The organism is Allobosea sp. NPDC055353 (assembly GCF_053644975.1).
This window is the reverse complement of sequence record NZ_JBSHMC010000004.1, coordinates 218,437-234,959: the sequence shown is the minus strand read 5'-3', so window position 1 is coordinate 234,959 and position 16,523 is coordinate 218,437. Positions and strand designations below refer to the sequence as shown.

16 protein-coding genes are annotated in these 16,523 nt (G+C 67.3%); 10 read left to right on the top strand and 6 right to left on the bottom strand.

What is annotated here, in order from left to right:
- Positions 1–26 precede the first annotated feature (26 nt).
- The 3 genes from ACWIEX_RS24215 to ACWIEX_RS24205 are packed head-to-tail and all read left to right on the top strand — an operon-like array spanning position 27 to position 2,299.
- On the top strand, positions 27–989 hold the full coding sequence (locus tag ACWIEX_RS24215; RefSeq protein ID WP_454035469.1) for a CobW family GTP-binding protein: 963 nt from the start codon (positions 27–29) through the stop codon (positions 987–989).
- Between the two features lie 14 nt (positions 990–1,003).
- Positions 1,004–2,014, top strand: a complete 1,011-nt coding sequence (locus tag ACWIEX_RS24210) for a WD40 repeat domain-containing protein (RefSeq protein ID WP_454035468.1) — start codon at positions 1,004–1,006, stop codon at positions 2,012–2,014.
- 6 nt (positions 2,015–2,020) lie between these two features.
- Positions 2,021–2,299 carry a hypothetical protein gene (locus tag ACWIEX_RS24205; protein ID WP_454035467.1) on the top strand — a complete coding sequence of 93 codons (279 nt, stop codon included), beginning with the start codon at positions 2,021–2,023 and terminating at the stop codon, positions 2,297–2,299.
- A gap of 12 nt (positions 2,300–2,311) precedes the next feature.
- Here ACWIEX_RS24205 and ACWIEX_RS24200 read toward each other — a convergent pair whose 3' ends face one another.
- On the bottom strand, positions 2,312–3,136 hold the full coding sequence (locus ACWIEX_RS24200; protein ID WP_454035466.1) for an OmpA/MotB family protein: 825 nt from the start codon (positions 3,134–3,136) through the stop codon (positions 2,312–2,314).
- A 15-nt stretch (positions 3,137–3,151) separates the two neighbouring features.
- Positions 3,152–3,922 (bottom strand): motility protein A, encoded by a 771-nt coding sequence (locus tag ACWIEX_RS24195; RefSeq protein WP_454035465.1) that lies wholly within the window; start codon positions 3,920–3,922, stop codon positions 3,152–3,154.
- Positions 3,923–4,059: 137 nt separating this feature from the next.
- Here ACWIEX_RS24195 and ACWIEX_RS24190 point away from each other — a divergent pair, with 137 nt between their 5' ends.
- From ACWIEX_RS24190 to ACWIEX_RS24180, 3 genes are all read left to right on the top strand, one after another.
- Entirely contained in the window at positions 4,060–5,877 is a 1,818-nt protein-coding gene (locus ACWIEX_RS24190; RefSeq protein WP_454035632.1) for a glucan ABC transporter ATP-binding protein/ permease, read from the top strand.
- 56 nt (positions 5,878–5,933) lie between these two features.
- Positions 5,934–6,914 carry a TRAP transporter substrate-binding protein gene (locus tag ACWIEX_RS24185; RefSeq protein ID WP_454035464.1) on the top strand — a complete coding sequence of 327 codons (981 nt, stop codon included), beginning with the start codon at positions 5,934–5,936 and terminating at the stop codon, positions 6,912–6,914.
- Between the two features lie 155 nt (positions 6,915–7,069).
- A complete protein-coding gene (locus tag ACWIEX_RS24180; RefSeq protein ID WP_454035463.1) occupies positions 7,070–7,405 on the top strand; it encodes a DUF1330 domain-containing protein in 336 nt (111 codons plus the stop codon).
- Positions 7,406–7,411: 6 nt separating this feature from the next.
- On the opposite strand, the gene aroB is transcribed toward ACWIEX_RS24180, so the two are convergent.
- Both aroB and ACWIEX_RS24170 read right to left on the bottom strand, forming a co-directional pair.
- Complete coding sequence (gene aroB, locus ACWIEX_RS24175) at positions 7,412–8,551, bottom strand: 3-dehydroquinate synthase (protein WP_454035462.1); 1,140 nt, start codon at positions 8,549–8,551, stop codon at positions 7,412–7,414.
- Positions 8,548–9,147, bottom strand: a complete 600-nt coding sequence (locus ACWIEX_RS24170; RefSeq protein WP_454035461.1) for a shikimate kinase — start codon at positions 9,145–9,147, stop codon at positions 8,548–8,550. The genes aroB and ACWIEX_RS24170 overlap by 4 nt, the downstream gene beginning before the upstream one ends.
- Before the next feature lie 249 nt (positions 9,148–9,396).
- On the opposite strand from ACWIEX_RS24170, the gene ACWIEX_RS24165 reads away from it, so the two are divergent.
- Together ACWIEX_RS24165 and ACWIEX_RS24160 are read left to right on the top strand one after the other, a co-directional pair.
- A complete protein-coding gene (locus ACWIEX_RS24165; RefSeq protein ID WP_454035460.1) occupies positions 9,397–9,543 on the top strand; it encodes a histidine kinase in 147 nt (48 codons plus the stop codon).
- Positions 9,540–10,469: a site-specific tyrosine recombinase XerD gene (locus tag ACWIEX_RS24160; RefSeq protein WP_454035459.1), complete on the top strand. Its 930-nt coding sequence runs from the start codon at positions 9,540–9,542 to the stop codon at positions 10,467–10,469. The genes ACWIEX_RS24165 and ACWIEX_RS24160 overlap by 4 nt, the downstream gene beginning before the upstream one ends.
- 150 nt (positions 10,470–10,619) lie before the next feature.
- On the opposite strand, the gene ACWIEX_RS24155 is transcribed toward ACWIEX_RS24160, so the two are convergent.
- Complete coding sequence (locus tag ACWIEX_RS24155) at positions 10,620–11,318, bottom strand: carbonic anhydrase (protein WP_454035458.1); 699 nt, start codon at positions 11,316–11,318, stop codon at positions 10,620–10,622.
- A 251-nt stretch (positions 11,319–11,569) separates the two neighbouring features.
- On the opposite strand from ACWIEX_RS24155, the gene ACWIEX_RS24150 reads away from it, so the two are divergent.
- Both ACWIEX_RS24150 and ACWIEX_RS24145 read left to right on the top strand, forming a co-directional pair.
- Positions 11,570–13,063 (top strand): amidase, encoded by a 1,494-nt coding sequence (locus ACWIEX_RS24150; RefSeq protein WP_454035457.1) that lies wholly within the window; start codon positions 11,570–11,572, stop codon positions 13,061–13,063.
- Positions 13,064–13,107: 44 nt separating this feature from the next.
- Positions 13,108–14,691 carry an ABC transporter substrate-binding protein gene (locus ACWIEX_RS24145; protein ID WP_454035456.1) on the top strand — a complete coding sequence of 528 codons (1,584 nt, stop codon included), beginning with the start codon at positions 13,108–13,110 and terminating at the stop codon, positions 14,689–14,691.
- A 49-nt stretch (positions 14,692–14,740) separates the two neighbouring features.
- Here ACWIEX_RS24145 and ACWIEX_RS24140 read toward each other — a convergent pair whose 3' ends face one another.
- Positions 14,741–16,336, bottom strand: a complete 1,596-nt coding sequence (locus ACWIEX_RS24140; RefSeq protein ID WP_454035455.1) for a gamma-glutamyltransferase — start codon at positions 16,334–16,336, stop codon at positions 14,741–14,743.
- Between the last annotated feature and the right edge of the window lie 187 nt (positions 16,337–16,523).

Genomic DNA, 16,523 nt, shown 5'->3' with positions numbered 1-16,523 from the left:
CGCGTCGCAGTCATTCAGGTCAAGCCATGTCCGAGAAAATCCCCGTCACGGTGCTCACCGGCTATCTGGGCGCCGGCAAGACCACGCTCCTCAACCGCATCCTGACCGAGGACCACGGCAAGAAATTCGCCGTGATCGTCAACGAGTTCGGCGAGGCCGGCATCGATGGCGACCTCATCGTCGGCGCCGACGAGGAAATCTTCGAGATGAACAACGGCTGCATCTGCTGCACCGTGCGCGGCGACCTGATCCGCATCCTCGACGGGCTGATGAAGCGCAAGGGCAAGTTCGACGCGATCATCGTCGAGACCACCGGTCTCGCCGACCCCGCGCCGGTCGCCCAGACCTTCTTCGTCGACCAGGATGTCGGCGACGCCACCCGCCTCGACGCGGTCGTAACCGTCACCGATGCGAAGTGGCTGAAGGACCGGCTGAAGGACGCGCCGGAAGCGAAGAACCAGATCGCCTTCGCCGACGTCATCGTCCTCAACAAGACCGACCTGGTCAACGCCGAGGAACTGGCCGATGTCGAGGCCGCGATCCGCGCCATCAACCCCTATGCCAAGCTGCACAAGGCCGAGCGCGCCAATGTCGATATCGCCGCTTTGCTCGACCGCAACGCCTTCGATCTCGATCGCATCCTCGATATCGAGCCGGATTTCCTCGAGGCCGGGCATCACCATCACCATGCCGAGGATGTGCGCTCGATCTCGCTGACCGTGCCGGGCGATGTCGATCCCGAGAAGTTCATGCCGTGGATCAACGACCTCACCCAGATCCAGGGGCCGAACATCCTGCGCTCCAAGGGCATTCTGGCCTTCAAGAACGAGCCGCGCCGCTTCGTCTTCCAGGGCGTGCACATGATCCTTGACGGTGACCTGCAGCGCGACTGGAAGGATGGCGAGACGCGCGAGAGCCGCCTCGTCTTCATCGGGCGCGATCTCAACGAGAACGAATTGCGCAAGGGGTTTGAAGCCTGCGCGGCCTGAGTTAAAGCCGCGTCATGACCACGATGACCCCACCCGTCTCGCTGCGCGAGCATGTCACCCCGATCGTCGCGGAGACGCATGTCGTCGCGGCCCACTGGCTGAAGCAGGGGCTCGTGCTCGCGCTCGCTGACGGGCGCGTGCTGCGCTGGCGCGACGGTGCGCTCGTGGACAGCGTCGAGGCCCATGCCGGCGGCATTCTCTGCGCCACCGGCGATGGCGAGCGCCTGATCTCCGGCGGGGATGACGGGCGCGTCGTCGCGACGGGCTTTGAAGGCGAGCCTGAAGAGATCGCGAAGGACCAGAAGCGTCGCTGGATCGATGCGATCACGCTGTCTCCATCAGGCAATCTCGCCTGGAACACCGGCAAGACGGTGCAGGCTCGCGACGAGAAAGGCCGCATCCGCACGCTGGACGCTGCGAGCACGCCGCAGGGGCTCGTCTTCGCGCCGAAGGGCTATCGCCTCGCCATCGCCCAGATGAACGGCGTCTCGCTCTGGTATCCGAACACCGAGGCTAAGCCGGAATTCCTGGAGTGGAAGGGCTCGCATATCGACGTCGCCTGGTCGCCGGACGGACGCTTCGTCGTCTCCTCGATGCAAGAGAATGCGCTGCATGGCTGGAAGCTCGGCGACAAGCCCGGCCATATGCGGATGACCGGCTATCCGGCCAAGCCGCGCTCGCTGTCCTGGTCGCATGACGGGCTCTGGCTCGCCTCCAGCGGGGCGGATGGCGCGATCGTCTGGCCGTTCCAGGGCGACGGGCCGCAGGGTAAGGCGCCGCGCGAGTGCGGCGTGCGCCATGCCCGCGTCACCCGCGTCGCCTTCCATCCCGGCGCGCTGGTGCTGGCGATCGGCTACGATGACGGCTGCATCCTGATGGTCCGCCTGACCGATGGTTCCGAACTGCTGGTGCGGCCGGCTTTGCGCGACAGTGGCATCAGCGCCTTCGCCTGGGACAAGGCCGGCAAGCGGCTCGCCTTCGGCGCCGAGGATGGCGCGGCCGGCGTGCTGACGCTGCCGAACTGAGCGGCGATGCGCTTCGGCCTCTTCGGCAAGTCTGAGAGCGGCGACGCGAAGGCCGAGGCGAGGCGCACGGCCGAACGATTGAAGGTGCAGGTGAGGGACCTGCTCGGCCTGCCCGAGACGGCGGCGATCGCCGTCAACGAGATCATCTGTGCCGACCCTGCCTGTCCGGGCAGCGAGACGGTGATCCTGGTGATGAAGCCCGGCGAGAAGACCCGCGCCTACAAGCTGCAGATGGCGATGGCCGAGGTCACGGCGGAGGCGCTGGCCGACGCTTTTCGTGCTTAAGGCTTGTCGCGCTTAAGGCTTGAAGCCGTTGGGCAGGGCCGGTGCCGCAGCCTTGAGCACGATCCCGACCCGGCGGTTATAGGGCAGATAGGGATTGTCCTTGATCAGCGGCTCGGTGTCGCCGCGGCCCGTAACGGACAGGAAGCGCTCGTTCGGGACGCCGGCATTGGCGAGGATCTCGCGCACGGAATTGGCGCGGGCGATGGAAAGGCCCCAGAGGTCGCCCTCGGGCGCTTCTCCCGGTCTCGGCGTGGCGCTGTGGCCGGAGATGGCGATCTTGTTGGGCATCTGGCGCAGCGTCGGGGCGACGGCGGCCAGCACCTTGCGCATGCGCTCGTTCGGCTGGGCCGAGCCCTCCGCGAACATCGAGCGGCCTTCCTGGTCGACGAGCTGGATGTCGATGCCGGCTTCCGAGACCTCGACGAGGACGTTGCGCGAGATTTCGGCGATCTCCGGCATGTCGCGCAGGGCCTGCCTGAGCGAGGCGGCGGCGAGCGCGAAGCCGCGATCGAAGGTCGCCGACATCAGCCCGTCGTCCTTCTGGTTGTGCTGGCTCGGACCGGGCGTGTCGGTCGCGTCCTCCAGCGGGCGGATATGGGCGTTCTTGATGTGGCTCTTGGTCGGGATGCCGTCGCGCTCGACGATGCCGGCGAGGCGGACATCGGTCTGCGTGCCGAAGGCCTCGCGCATCGAGCCGGCGACGATCTGGAGCTTCTGCTTGTCCTGGCTCGAATAGGCGGCGACCATGACGAAGAACGCCATCAGCAGCGCCATCAGGTCGGCGAAGGTCACGAACCAGCCGTGACCGCCGTGTCCGCCGCGTTTTTTCTTGGCCATGGCCCTAGGCCCCGATCATGCCGCTTCGGCCATTTCGGCGCGGTGATGGTCGGGCAGATAGGCGAGCAGCATCTCGCGAACCAGTGTCGGGCTCTTGGCATCGCGCATCTGCAGCACGCCGTCGATGATCAAGGTGCGGGAGATCTCCTCCTCCTCGAGCTTGATATGCAGCTTGTCGGCGATCGGCAGCGTGAACATGTTGGCGACCATCGCGCCGTAGAGCGTCGCCAGCAGGGCTGTCGCCATGGCCGGGCCGAGCCTCGATGGGTCCGACATGTTGGCGAACATCGTCACCATGCCAAGGATCGTGCCGATCATGCCCCAGGCCGGGGCGCAGTCGCCGATGGCGCGGTAGACCTTGGAACCTTCGTCGAGCCGCTGCAGGAAATTGTCGCGGTCGCGCTCCATCGTGTCGCGGATGAAATCCTTGTCGTATCCATCGGCGATATAGCGCAGGCCCTGGGCCAGGAACGGGTCGGAGACCTCGACGCTCTCGAGCGCGACGGGGCCGCTCTTGCGGGCGATCTCGGCGACGCGGGTGATCTCGTCTATCAGCTCGCGCGGATGGATCGAACGCATCGTGAAGGCGAAGCGGACACCCATCGGCAGGCCATGCGCGATCACCGAGAAGGGAAAGCGCAGCATCGTGGCCGCGCTGGCGCCGCCGAAGATGATGATTGCCGCGTGCTTGTCCCAATAGGCGGCAAAATTGCCGCCATCGATCATGATCAGCGCGACGATCGTCGCGATACCACCCAGAATACCTGCGCCGGTGGCGAGATCCATGACAACACCTGATGCACGCGATGCTCCGGATCGCGGGCCGGGCTTTCGCAGTGCGTAAACCATAAGAGGTGTGGGTTGAACGAAGCGTTAAGGTTGACCGCTTGCCCGGCGCGCCGGTTTCGCTAAAGCTCGGCGCGATGTCTCTGCTCTCGCTCTATGCCCGCGTCCTCGGTGAGCTCGGCCCGGAAAAGCGGCTGGGCGTCATCCTGGCGCTGGCCAATATCGTGCTGGCGGCGGTCGCCTTCGCCGAGCCGATGCTGTTCGGCGCGCTGATCGACCGGCTGACCACGATCCAGGTCTCGGGCGGGACCCTGACATGGGCCAGCATCAACCTGCTGATCGTCGCCTGGGTCGGTTTCGGCCTCGCCAATATCGCGCTTGGCGTCTTCGTCGCGCTGCATGCCGATAGGCTGGCCCATCGCGCGCGCCTGACGGTGATGGCCGAATATTTCGAGCATGCGCTGACCTTGCCGCTCGCCTATCACACGCAGACCCATTCCGGCCGCGTGCTCAAGGTGATGCTCGACGGCACCAATGCGATGTGGGGCCTCTGGCTGTCCTTCTTCCGCGAGCATTGCGCCTCGGCCGTCGCGCTGTTCGTGCTCCTGCCCTTCACGATCTGGAAGAACTGGCAGCTCGGGCTGCTGCTGATCGGGCTCGTCGTGCTGTTCGGCTCGCTCACCGCCTTCGTGCTGCGCAAGACCGATCGTCTGCAGCGCAATGTCGAGGCCTATCACTCCAATCTGGCGGAGCGGGCTTCCGACGCGCTCGGCAACGTGCCGGTGATCCAGAGCTTCACCCGCATCGAGGCCGAGGTGCGCGGCCTGCGCTCGACCATCGCCAATGTGCTGGCGGCGCAATTGCCGGTCCTGTCCTGGTGGGCGGTGGCCAATGTCGCGACGCGGGCGTCGGCGACGCTGACCGTGCTGCTGATCTTCATCGTCGGCACCTGGCTTTTGATGCATGGCCAGACCACTGTCGGCGAGGTCGTCACCTTCATGGGCTTCGCCACGATGCTGGTCGGGCGGCTCGAGCAGATCGTCGGCTTCGTGAACTTCATCTTCATGCAGGCGCCGAAGATGCGGGAGTTCTTCGAGGTGCTCGACACGCTGCCGAGCGTGCGCGACCTGCCCAATGCCAAGGACCCCGGCCGGCTCGAAGGCGCGGTCGCCTTCGAGGATGTCTCCTTCTCCTATGACGGCAAGCGCGCCGCGGTGCGCGACGTCTCCTTCACCGTGAAGCCCGGCGAGACCATCGCCGTCGTCGGCTCGACCGGCTCGGGCAAGTCGACGACGCTCGGCCTGCTGCATCGCGCCTTTGATCCGCAATCGGGCCGGATCACGGTCGACGGCACCGATATCCGCGAGATCTCGCTGCTCTCGCTCCGGCGCAATATCGGCGTCGTCTTCCAGGAGCCGATGCTGTTCGCCCGCTCGATCCGCGAGAACCTGCTGGTCGGCAAGCCGGACGCGACCGATGCCGAGATGATGCAGGCGCTGGAGCGCGCCCAGGCCGCCGAGGTGATGGCGCGCCAGGTCGACGGGCTCGACACGCTGGTCGGCGAGCGCGGCCGCACCCTCTCCGGCGGCGAGCGCCAGCGCTTCTCGATCGCCCGCGCGCTCCTCAAGAACCCGCCGGTCCTGATCCTCGACGAAGCCACCTCCGCGCTCGACGCCGCCACCGAGGTCAAGCTGCAGAAGGCGCTGGAGGAGGTGATGAAGGACCGCACCACCTTCGTCATCGCGCATCGCCTCGCGACGATCCGCAACGCCGATCGCATCCTTGTCTTCGAGCAGGGGCAGGTCGAGGAGATGGGCACCTTCGACGAACTCGTCGCCAAGGGCGGGCGTTTCGCGGCGCTGGCACGGGCGCAGTATCTGGTGGCGGACAAGCCGGCCTCCGAGCCGACCGCGGAAATCGCGAGCCCGCTGGCGCAGAAATTGCGGGCCGATTGACGGAGCCTCGCCCTTCTTGCTGGAATGCTCCGGCAAAGCACCAGAGGGGAATTGTCATGCGATGGCTGGCCGCGGGTTTCCTCGTCACGGGTCTCGTCTTCGGCGCAGGGACCGCGTTGGCGCAGACCAGCTGGGAGATGCCGACCGAATATCCGGAGACCGCGATCCCCGGAGAAGGGGTCGCGAGTTTCGCCAGGCTGGTCAATGAACGGGCTGGCGGGCGCCTGACGATCAAGCCGAGCTTCGACGCCAAGCGCGGCATCAAGTCGGCGCAGATGATCGCAGCCGTGCAGAAGGGCGAGGTTGCAGCCGGCGATGCCTTCGCCGGTGCCCTCGGCGCGGTCGACCCGCAGTTTGGCCTGTCCTCGCTGCCTTTCCTCGCGACCTCGATCGCCGACGCGCGCCGCCTGACCGATCTGGCGCGGCCGGCCTACGCGAAGAAGCTCGCAGGCTTCGGGCAGAAAATTCTCTACACGACGCCCTGGCCGGCCTCGGGCATCTGGTCAAAGGCGCCGCTCGATTCGGCTGCCGCCCTGACGGGCCTGTCGATCCGGACCTATGACGCGACCTCGACCGCCGTGATGAACGCGGCCGGCGCCAAGGCGGCCAACCTCTCCTTCGCCGATGCCATGCCCAAGGTGAAGGATGGCTCGGTCGTCGCCGTGCTCTCCTCCGGCGATGGCGGGGCAGGGCGCAATCTCTGGGATTTCCTGCCGAATTTCACCGAGGTGAACTACGCGATGCCGATCTCGCTCGCGACGGTCAATCTCGCGGCCTATGAGGCGCTGCCGGCCGATCTCCGACAGATCGTGGATGCGGCGGCGAAGGAGACCGAACAGCGGCAATGGACGGCGATCCGCACGCGGCTCGATGAAAATTATGCACGGATGCGAGCAAACAAGGTCGCGATCCGCACGGAGGTGCCGCCGGACGTGGCCCAGGCACTGGCCAAGGCCGGGCGCGGCGCCGTGGAGGACTGGCGGCGCCGCGCCGGACCGGACGGGGCGGCCCTGCTCGACCAGTACGAGAAAAAATAGGGCGCGATCGGGGGGCGATCGCCGCAACCGAGGGGGCTGTCGCGGCAAGTCCCGGAGCTGCGCGATTACCCCGGTGGTAATCGACCTCATGCGCCGGAGCCGCCATGGTCCTCCGCAACGAACGGCCTCTCGGCCGCCAGATGCAGGAGAGAACCATGACCGCCTATGCCATCGCCCATCTCCAGGATGTCCGCCTCGGCGCCGAGATCATCGACTACATCGCGCGCATCGACGGGACGCTCGCACCCTATGACGGGCACTTCCTGATCCATGGCGCGACGCCGGAGATCGTCGAGGGGCCGTGGCCGGGCGATCTCGTGATCATCGCCTTTCCCGACATCGAACGGGCGCGCGCCTGGTACGATTCGCCGGCCTATCGCGCGATCCTGCCGCTGCGGACGGAAAATTCGCGCGGCGTGACGATGCTCGTGAAGGGCGTGGAGCCCGGTTATCGCGCCGCTGACTTCCTGACGAAGATCGGTGTTGCCTGAACCGGCTCAGGCGGCGAGTTCCGCCTCGACGAAGGCGCGCACCTCATCGGCCGCGACGCCCGGCGCGATGAAGCTCTTGCCGATGCCGCGGGCGAGGATGAAGGTCAGGACGCCGCGCTTGACCTTCTTGTCCTGCGCCATGGCGTTGACGATCTCCTCGGCGCTGCCGGCGCCGCCGGGCACCTGCTGCAACCGGCTGGGCAGGCCGACATGGTCGAGATGGCGCGAGACGCGGACGGCATCCTGCCCCGAGCACAGGCCGAGACGCTGCGAGAAGCGGAAAGCCAATGCCAGGCCGATGGCGACGGCCTCGCCATGGACGAGGCGCGCAGAATCGTAGTGCGTCAGACGCTCCAGCGCATGGGCGAAGGTGTGGCCGAGATTGAGCAAAGCGCGGTCGCCTTCCTCGCGTTCGTCGCGGGCGACGATGGCGGCCTTGGCGCGGCAGGAGACGGCGACGGCGTGATCGCGTTCCGGGCCGCCGGCGAGGACGCGGCTCCAGTTCGCCTCGCACCAGTCGAAGAAGGCGGGATCGTCGATCAACCCGTATTTCACCACCTCGGCATAGCCGGCCTTGAACTCGCGCTCGCTCAGCGTGTCCAGCAGGGCGGTATCGGCGATGACCAAAGCCGGCTGGTGGAAGGCGCCGATCAGGTTCTTGCCGTGCGGCGAGTTGATGCCGGTCTTGCCGCCGACCGAGGAATCGACCTGGGAGAGCAGGGTGGTGGGCACCTGCACGAAGCGCACGCCGCGCCGCAGAACCGCCGCGGCGAAGCCGGTGAGATCGCCGACGACGCCGCCGCCGAAGGCGATGACGAGGTCGTTGCGCTCGATCTTGGCGGCCAGCAGCGCATCGCAGAGCGCGACGAACTGGGGATAGGATTTCGACGCCTCTCCCGGCGGGATGGTGATGCGGGTCGCGGCGATGCCTTCCTGCTGCAGGCAGGTCTCGAAAGCCGCGCCATGCAGGGCGGCGACACTCTCGTCGGTGACGATGGCCGCCTTGGCGCCGGGCGCGAAAGCGGCGATCAGGGCGGCCGCCTCGCAGAGCTGGTGGCGGCCGATATGGATGTCGTAGCCGCGGCCCTCGAGCGCCACGGGGACGACGATGCGGGCGCCGGTCTTGTCGGAGATGCTGGCGTTCATGATGCTGTCGCTCCGGCTGCCGGCCCGAGATAGTCGCCCAATGCGGCGATGGTTTCGCCGACCACGACTTCGTGAGGCTCGTCGCTCGACAGGATGGTGATGTCGGCCAGCGCGTAGACCGGCTCGCGCTCGGCCAGCATCCGGCGCAAGGTCGCTTCCGGGTCGGCGGTCTGGAGCAAGGGCCGGTTCGAGCGCTTGCGGACGCGACGCATCAGCACGTCGGGCTCGGCCTTGAGCCAGACCGAGATGCCGAGCTCCTTCACGCGCTCGCGCGTCTCGGCATTCATGAAGGCACCGCCGCCGGTCGCCAGCACCAGCGGGGCGCGGGTCGTCAGGACGCGGCTGATGACCCGGCGCTCGCCTTCGCGGAACTCGGCCTCGCCGCGTTGCGCGAAGATCTCGGGAATCGTCATATGCGCGGCCGTCTCGATCTCGGTATCGGCATCGACGAAGGGCAGACCGAGGCGCGCCGCCAGCCGGCGGCCGACGGAGCTCTTGCCGGACCCCATCATGCCGACGAGCACGATCGCCCGCGCGCCGAGAATGGCGCGGAGATCGGTCGTTTCGGGGGGCACGATGGAAGCGGCGGCGGTCATGATAGCTTTCAATCCTCGGCACGCCTGTAGCACCGGCCGGCCGCTGCGTCATGCCCCGGCGCGCTTCTTGTTCATCGCATATTCGCCGGCACGGATCTTCGGTTCCTCACGCGAGCCGGTGCCCATTTCACTCGAAAATGCTCCAGGCTGTGGCCCGCCAGCCCTTGCGCGGCGCGGTTGCGATCGGGGATAATCAAATCCGGTGCCGGGATCGCGCGCACCCCAAGCGATTGCGAGAGTCCGCCCGACGTGCCGACGCTGTTCCGTTTCCTGGCTTTCATCGCGATCATCGCCGGGTTGATCTTCGGGGGCATGGTCGCGCTCGTCACCTTCGTTCAGCCGGTTCAGCGTGAGATGATCGAGATCGTGCCGCCTTCAAAATTGCAGCCGAAATGAGCCGGCTGGGGCGCCAGCGGCTCAACGCCTTCCTCGACATGCTGGCGGCCGAGCGCGGCACGGCGCGCAACACGCTCGACGCCTATGAGCGCGACATTACCGATTATCTCGAATTCCTCGGCGGCAAGGCGCCAGGCGACGCCACGGCGGAGGATATCCGCGGCTGGCTTGCCGATCTTGCGGCACGCGACCTCAAGGCCTCCTCGGCGGCGAGACGGCTCTCGGCTGTGCGCCAGTTCCACCGCTTCCTCTATACGGAAGGGCTGGCGGGCACCGATCCTTCGGCCGCGATTTCCGGGCCGCGATTGGGCCGCCCTTTGCCCAAGGTGGTGACGGTCGGCGATGTCGACCGCCTGCTGGAAGCGGCGCGGGCCCAATGCGAGCAGGAGGGGATATCGAAGGCCGCGCGGCTCAAGGCCCTGCGCATGCGCTGCCTCGTCGAGATGCTCTACGCCACCGGCCTGCGCGTCTCCGAGCTGATCGCGCTGCCCTTATCGGCCGCGACGACGCGCGAGCGCTTCCTGATCGTGCGCGGCAAGGGCGACAAGGAGCGGCTGGTGCCGCTGAACGACGCCGCGCGACAGGCGGCGCGGGACTGGCTGGAGGCGCTGAAGGAGGCCGGAGAGGTGGAGGGGCGCTGGCTCTTCCCCTCGGACGGCGAGAGCGGGCATCTGACCCGTCAGGTCTTCGCCAGGGATCTCAAGTCGCTGGCGGGTGCGGCCGGGCTTTCGGCTGCGGCGTTGAGCCCGCATGTGCTGCGCCACGCCTTTGCCAGCCATCTGCTCCAGAACGGCGCCGATCTCAGGGTCGTGCAGGAATTGCTGGGGCATGCCGATATCGCGACGACGCAGATCTACACCCATGTCCTCGACGAGCGGCTTAAGAGCATGGTCCGCGATCTCCATCCGTTGTCGGATGGGGGGTAAGGCAGGATGTCATCCCGCAAGCGCTGCGGCACGCAGTGCTGCTGCGCAGACGCGGGATCGCATGACGAGAGGGCGCCCCTTCCGGAGCGCGGTCCCGTGTCTGCGCAGCAGCGTTTCACGCTGCGGCGCGCACGGGATGACGCGCTGAGTTCACGCCTCCGAACAGCGGATCTGCTGGACGCGCTTGGGCATTTCGCCGACTGCCGGGATGAACTGGCCGGTCGCGGGGTCGAGGATCATCAGCACGCCGGTCGCAACGGCGAAATAGGCGCCGTGCAGGTGCAATTTGCCCTTGCTCTCGAGAATCTGCACGCAAGGGAAGGTGCGCAGATTGGCGAGCGATTGCTGTACGGAGGCCAGCTCCAGCCGCTGCAGATAGTCGTCGAAGCTCTCATGGCGGCCACGTCCGCCGGTGCGCTCGGCCGCGGGGCCGATCAGGGTGATCCATTTGCCGATGAAGTCGCCGGGCGAAAGCGCCTGCTGGCTGTCGTCGGCGAAGGCGCGGATGCCGCCGCAGCGGCCATGGCCGAGCACGACGATGTGCTGCACCTTGAGCGCCTGAATGGCGTATTCGAGCGCCGCCGAGGTGCCGTGGAGCTGGTCGTCCGGCTGGAAGGGCGGGATCAGATTGGCGATGTTGCGCGCGACGAACATCTCGCCAGGGCGCGCATCGAAGATGACTTCCGGCGAAACGCGCGAGTCGCAGCAGCCGATGAGCATGATCTCCGGCGTCTGGCCGTGTTCGCCGAGCTCTTCATAGCGGCTCTGCTCGCGGATGAAACGATCGTCGAGGAAGGAGCGATAGCCTTCCGTCAGGCGCTGCGGGAATGGCTCTGCAGGCTTTTCCATGGACCCTGTCGAACAGGAAATGGACGGCTTCGTCAAGTATATGTTGCGGTGCGGTATCGCTCCTTCCACCTGCGGGCTCTTGCCCAACCGTATGTTGAGGGGCGGCCGGATCGCTTCTCGATCCACTCACGGGGAAGGGACGGCCATGCGCCGTCGGGACATGGACATCTCGGCCTCGTTGCCTAGTCTGAGCGAATTACCCGGCGCAGCACAGCGCTTGCGCGGGGGCGTGCGCAACGGAGTGACCTGCCTTGACCGAACCCTGCGATCTCAGCGCCGTTGCCGCGCGTGCCCTCATCGGCGCCAAGAAACTCTCGGCCCGCGAACTGCTCGAGAGCTGCATCCGCCGCATGGATGCGATCGACCCCGCCGTGAACGCGATGGTCGCGCGCGACGACGACAAGGCGCGCAAGGATGCGGGCGCGGCCGATGAGGCGACCGCGCGCGGCGATGCGCTTGGCCCGCTGCACGGCCTGCCGGTCGGCATCAAGGATCTGGAGAACGTCGCCGGTCTGCGCACTACCTATGGCAGCGCGCTTTATCGCGATTTCGTGCCGAAGGAAGACCAGCTCATCGTCGCCTCGGTGCGCAAGGCCGGCGCGATCATCGCCGGCAAGACCAACACCCCGGAATGGGGCGCCGGCGCCAATACTCGCAACGCCGTCTATGGCGCGACCGGCAACCCGTTCGATCCCTCGAAGAGCGCGGCCGGCTCCTCCGGCGGTTCCGGCGTCGTGCTGGCGACGAACATGGTACCGCTCGCGACCGGCTCCGATACGGGCGGCTCGCTGCGCAATCCGGCTGCCTTCAACGGCATCGTCGGCTTCCGCCCGACGCCCGGCCTCGTGCCGAGCGAGAAGCGCCAGCTCGGCTGGTCTCCGCTGCCGGTGCTCGGCCCGATGGCGCGCAACCTGCCGGATCTCTGCCTGCTGCTCTCGACCATGGTCTCGGATGCCGCTGCCGACCCGCTGGCGACGACGATCCATGGCAAGACCGTACGCCGGCCCGAGGATTTCGCCCGTCCCGATGCGATCGATCTCGCCTCGCTCAAGGTGGCTCTGACCCCGGATTTCGGTTTTGCGCCGACCGAACGCCTGATCCGCGATACCTTCTCCGACAAGACCAGGGCCTTCAGCCATCTCTTCCGTGCCGCCGAGGAAGCGACCCCGGATTGCGAGGGCACGGACGAGGTCTTCGAGATCCTGCGCGCGAGCAATTTCCTCGCGGCGCATCTCGACAAGGTCCGCGACACGCCGGACATGGTCGGGCCGAATGTGCGCGCCAATGTCGAGGAAGGACTCGGCTACTCCGCGCTCGACGTTACCCGCGCGATGAAGCAGCAGACGGTGATCTACCAGCGCTGGCAGCGCTTCTTCGAGGATTACGACGTCATCCTGTCGCCGGCGGTGACGCTGAGCCCGCGGCCCTGGACCGAGCTCTTCCCGTCCGAGATCGACGGCAAGCCGACCCGGACCTATTTCCACTGGCTGGCGGCGGCCTATGCCGTCACCATTGTCGGCCATCCCGCGATCTCGCTGCCGGTCGGGCTCGACCGCAACGGCATGCCCTTCGGCCTGCAGATCGTCGGGCCGCGCGGCGGTGACGCCATGGTGCTGGCGGTGGCGGCGGCGCTGGAAGCGGCGCTCGCGGGCGATCCGCTGACGGCGCGTCCGGTGCCGGACCTTGCGAAGCTCGCCAAGGCGCGGCCGCTCAGCGAGAGCCCGAACTTCATGGGCTTCGCCTAAGGCGGGATCTGCGTTCGATACCAATCATAATGGGGAGAGTACGGATGAAGCGTCGTGATTTTCTGATGGGGACGGCCGCGCTCGGCCTGGCCGGCCCGGCCCTGCCGCGACCGGCCTCGGCGCAGGCCAGCACAACGCTGATGAAGTTCGTGCCGCAGGCCAATCTTTCGGCGCTGGACCCGGTCTGGACGACCGCGACCGTCACCAACAACCACGGCTACTACGTTTTCGACATGCTCTACGGGGCGGACGAGAACCTGAAGCCGCAGCCGCAGATGGCGGAGGGGCATGAGGTCTCGGCCGACGGCAAGACCTGGCGGATCAAGCTGCGCGAAGGCCTGAGCTTCCATGACGGCACGCCGGTCAAGGCCGTCGACTGCGCCGCCAGCCTCAAGCGCTGGACGCAGCGCGACCCTTACGGCCAGCTGCTCGGCCGGGCGGTTGAGGAATGGGGTGCGCCCGACGATCGCACCGTCGAGATCAAGCTCAAGCGCCCGTTCCCGATGATGCTGGACTGCCTGTCGAAATCCGACCAGCCGCCGATCATCATGCCGGAGCGCCTGGCCAAGACCGATGCGAACACGCAGGTCACCGAGATGACGGGTTCTGGCCCCTACAAGTTCGTCGCATCGGGCTATGTCTCGGGCAGCAAGGTCGTCTACGAGAAATTCGAGGGCTACAAGCCGCGAGCCGAACCGCCGAGCCGCAACGCCGGCGGCAAGGTCGCGCATTTCAAGCGGATCGAGTGGAACATCCTGCCCGATCCCGCGACCTCCGCCGCGGCGCTGACCACCGGCGAGGTCGACTGGTGGGAGCGCCCGCTCACCGACCTCCAGCCGATGCTGGCCGGCAACAAGGACATCAAGCAGGAGATCATCGACAAGGCCGGGCGCGGCGCGATCATCCGCCTCAACCATCTGCAGGCCCCGTTCAACAATCCGAAGGTGCGCGCCGCCGTGCGCATGGCGGTGAAGCAGGAAGACTATATGCGCGCCGCCCAGGGCGACGACACCACGCTCTGGCAGACCTGCCGCAGCCTGTGGTGGCGCGGCACGCCCTATTACGACGGGGAGCAGGAAGACCTGATGCCGCAAAGCCTGGAGAAGGCGAAGGCGGCCCTCAAGGAATCCGGCTATAACGGCGAAAAGGTCGTGATCATCAACCCGACCGACTTCCCGGATATCGGGCCGCTCGGCGAGGTGACCTTCGAACTGCTCAAGCAGCTCGGCATGAATGTCGAGATGGCGGCGAGCGACTGGGGCACCGTCGTGCAGCGCCGCGGCAGCCGCGAATCGACCGAGAAGGGCGGCTGGAGCATCTTCCACACGACGGGATCGGCGACGAGCTGGGGCAATCCGGCGATGTCTTCGCTGGTGCGCGGTCAGGGCGAGAAGGGCTGGTTCGGCTGGTGGAAGAGCGACAAGGCCGAGGCCCTGGCCGAGGAATGGCTCTATGCCCCCGACGAAGCCGCGCAGAAGAAGAGTGCCAAGGCGCTGGCCCGCTTGGCGCTGGAGGAGGTCGCGACCATCCCGCTCGGGCAGTTCGTCAGCCGGACGGCCTATCGCAACGATATGACCGGGATGCTTGCCGGCTCGGCGCCCTATCCGTGGGGATTGAAGCGCGGCTGATCGCAGAGCGATACGGAGAAGGGCGGCCGGGAGGCCGCCCTTTTTTGTTTCAGCGCGTCGCAGCCACCGCGGCCGACCAAGGCGAGGCGGCGTCGCTCGATCCTTCCGCGCCGTCCTTGTCGACGCGGACGAAGTTCGGGCAGGCGAAGTTGATCGGCAGCACGCTGTGCTCGACGACCGCGGTCGGTCCCGCCGCTTCCAGCGCAGCGAGCGTCTCGGCCGGCAGTCGCAGGTCGGCGCTGGCCGAATCCGGGCCGGAGACATCGATGCGCGGCTGATGCGCGGTCGCCTCGGTGCCCATGCCGAAATCGAGCTGCCAGGCCAGCGTCTGGTAGATGCTGGCGAGGATGCGCCGTCCGCCGGAGGAACCCATCGCCTGGCGCGGCCAGCCGCCATCCTTCGGCGTGACCACGACCGGGCACATGTTGCAGAGCGGGCGGGCGCCCGGCGCGATCGCATTGGCGCTGCCGGGGCGCGGATCGAACCACATCATACCGTTATTCATCAGCACGCCGGTCGAGGGCAGCACGACACGGCTGCCCATCGAGGAGAGCAGCGTCGTGGTGACGGTGACGAGATTGCCCGCGCCATCGACCACGGTGAGATGGGTCGTGCAGGTGTCGCCCGGCTCCTTCGCCGTGACGGCAGCGCCGAGGCCTGCGAGCCGCTCCTGATAGGCCTGCCGCATCACCTGCGAGAGCTGTGCGAACCAGGCGGCGGAGGGGCCGTCGCCTGCGGTCGAGGCATCGGCCATGCCGGCGACGACGCGTTCCAGCGTCGGCGCAGCGGTGAGGCCGCCGGCGGTGTGGAGCAGATGGCTGCCGCGCCAGTCGATCGTCGGAGCCTCGCGCAAGTCGGCTTTGCAGTTCGCCAGGTCCTGCGCATCGACCACGCCGCCTGCCGCGGCGATATCCGCCACGAGTCGGGTCGCCACGTCGCCGCGATAGAAATCGTCGAGCCCCGCCTGCGCCAGCCGTTCGATCGTGTCGCCGAGTTGGCCCAGCTTCATGAAGCCCGGAATGCCCTGATAGGGCGGCACCGGCGGCAGGCCGCCCGGCAGGTAAATGCGGGCGCTTTCCGCGTAGAGCCTGAGGACCGAGGCCGAGGAGGCGATCTTCAGCGTCGTGTACCAGTCGGCCGGCAGGCCGCGCTTCGCGAGCGCGATGGCCGGCGCGAGGATGTCGGCGAGCGGGAGCTTCGAGCCGAAGGTCTCCTTGAGTTTCGTATAGCCCGCGACGGAGGAAGGCGTGACGAAGGAGAGGGGGCCGTGGATATTGCGGTCGTCCACCACCTCCGGCCAGGTGAAGAGGTCCTTCTTCATCTCGCCGGTCAGGGGATAGTCGGCCGGGTCGGCGCGGCGCGGTGCGACCGGCCCGAAATCGACGACCTGCGCGCGGCTCTCGCCGGCCTTGAGCACGACGGCGAAGCCGATGCCGCCGAGCCCGCTGTTCCAGGGTTCGACTGCGGCCAGCGCAAAGCAGGCGGCGACGGCGGCATCAGCGGCATTGCCGCCCTGTTCGAGGATCGCGGTTCCGGCTTCTGCGGCCTCTCGGCTCTGCGAGACGACGATGCCATGCCTGCCGCGCGCGGCGGGTTTGGTCAGAGCCCAGTTCTGGCTGCGATAGGGAAGGGCGGCAGCGGCCATGCGGAAACCTCGAAGTGTTGGCGAGGCGGCCATACTGCATGCCGGTCGCCACGACGTCGAATGCGTCGTGGCGGATTGCGAGCCGCGCCCGGCGCAGGACGCGAATGGATCACCGTGCGCCCTATAGCGCGCAACGCGGCGATCCATCCCTTGGCTTGGGCATCGGATCTTTCCGAAAAGTGCATTC

Bases quoted from the DNA above. Each gene is read 5' to 3' on its own strand.
- ACWIEX_RS24215 (WP_454035469.1), top strand. From the start codon at position 27: ATGTCCGAGAAAATCCCCGTCACGGTGCTCACCGGCTATCTGGGCGCC.
- ACWIEX_RS24210 (WP_454035468.1), top strand. From the start codon at position 1,004: ATGACCACGATGACCCCACCCGTCTCGCTGCGCGAGCATGTCACCCCG.
- ACWIEX_RS24205 (WP_454035467.1), top strand. From the start codon at position 2,021: ATGCGCTTCGGCCTCTTCGGCAAGTCTGAGAGCGGCGACGCGAAGGCC.
- ACWIEX_RS24200 (WP_454035466.1), bottom strand. From the start codon at position 3,136: ATGGCCAAGAAAAAACGCGGCGGACACGGCGGTCACGGCTGGTTCGTG.
- ACWIEX_RS24195 (WP_454035465.1), bottom strand. From the start codon at position 3,922: ATGGATCTCGCCACCGGCGCAGGTATTCTGGGTGGTATCGCGACGATC.
- ACWIEX_RS24190 (WP_454035632.1), top strand. From the start codon at position 4,060: ATGTCTCTGCTCTCGCTCTATGCCCGCGTCCTCGGTGAGCTCGGCCCG.
- ACWIEX_RS24185 (WP_454035464.1), top strand. From the start codon at position 5,934: ATGCGATGGCTGGCCGCGGGTTTCCTCGTCACGGGTCTCGTCTTCGGC.
- ACWIEX_RS24180 (WP_454035463.1), top strand. From the start codon at position 7,070: ATGACCGCCTATGCCATCGCCCATCTCCAGGATGTCCGCCTCGGCGCC.
- aroB (WP_454035462.1), bottom strand. From the start codon at position 8,551: ATGAACGCCAGCATCTCCGACAAGACCGGCGCCCGCATCGTCGTCCCC.
- ACWIEX_RS24170 (WP_454035461.1), bottom strand. From the start codon at position 9,147: ATGACCGCCGCCGCTTCCATCGTGCCCCCCGAAACGACCGATCTCCGC.
- ACWIEX_RS24160 (WP_454035459.1), top strand. From the start codon at position 9,540: ATGAGCCGGCTGGGGCGCCAGCGGCTCAACGCCTTCCTCGACATGCTG.
- ACWIEX_RS24155 (WP_454035458.1), bottom strand. From the start codon at position 11,318: ATGGAAAAGCCTGCAGAGCCATTCCCGCAGCGCCTGACGGAAGGCTAT.
- ACWIEX_RS24145 (WP_454035456.1), top strand. From the start codon at position 13,108: ATGAAGCGTCGTGATTTTCTGATGGGGACGGCCGCGCTCGGCCTGGCC.
- ACWIEX_RS24140 (WP_454035455.1), bottom strand. From the start codon at position 16,336: ATGGCCGCTGCCGCCCTTCCCTATCGCAGCCAGAACTGGGCTCTGACC.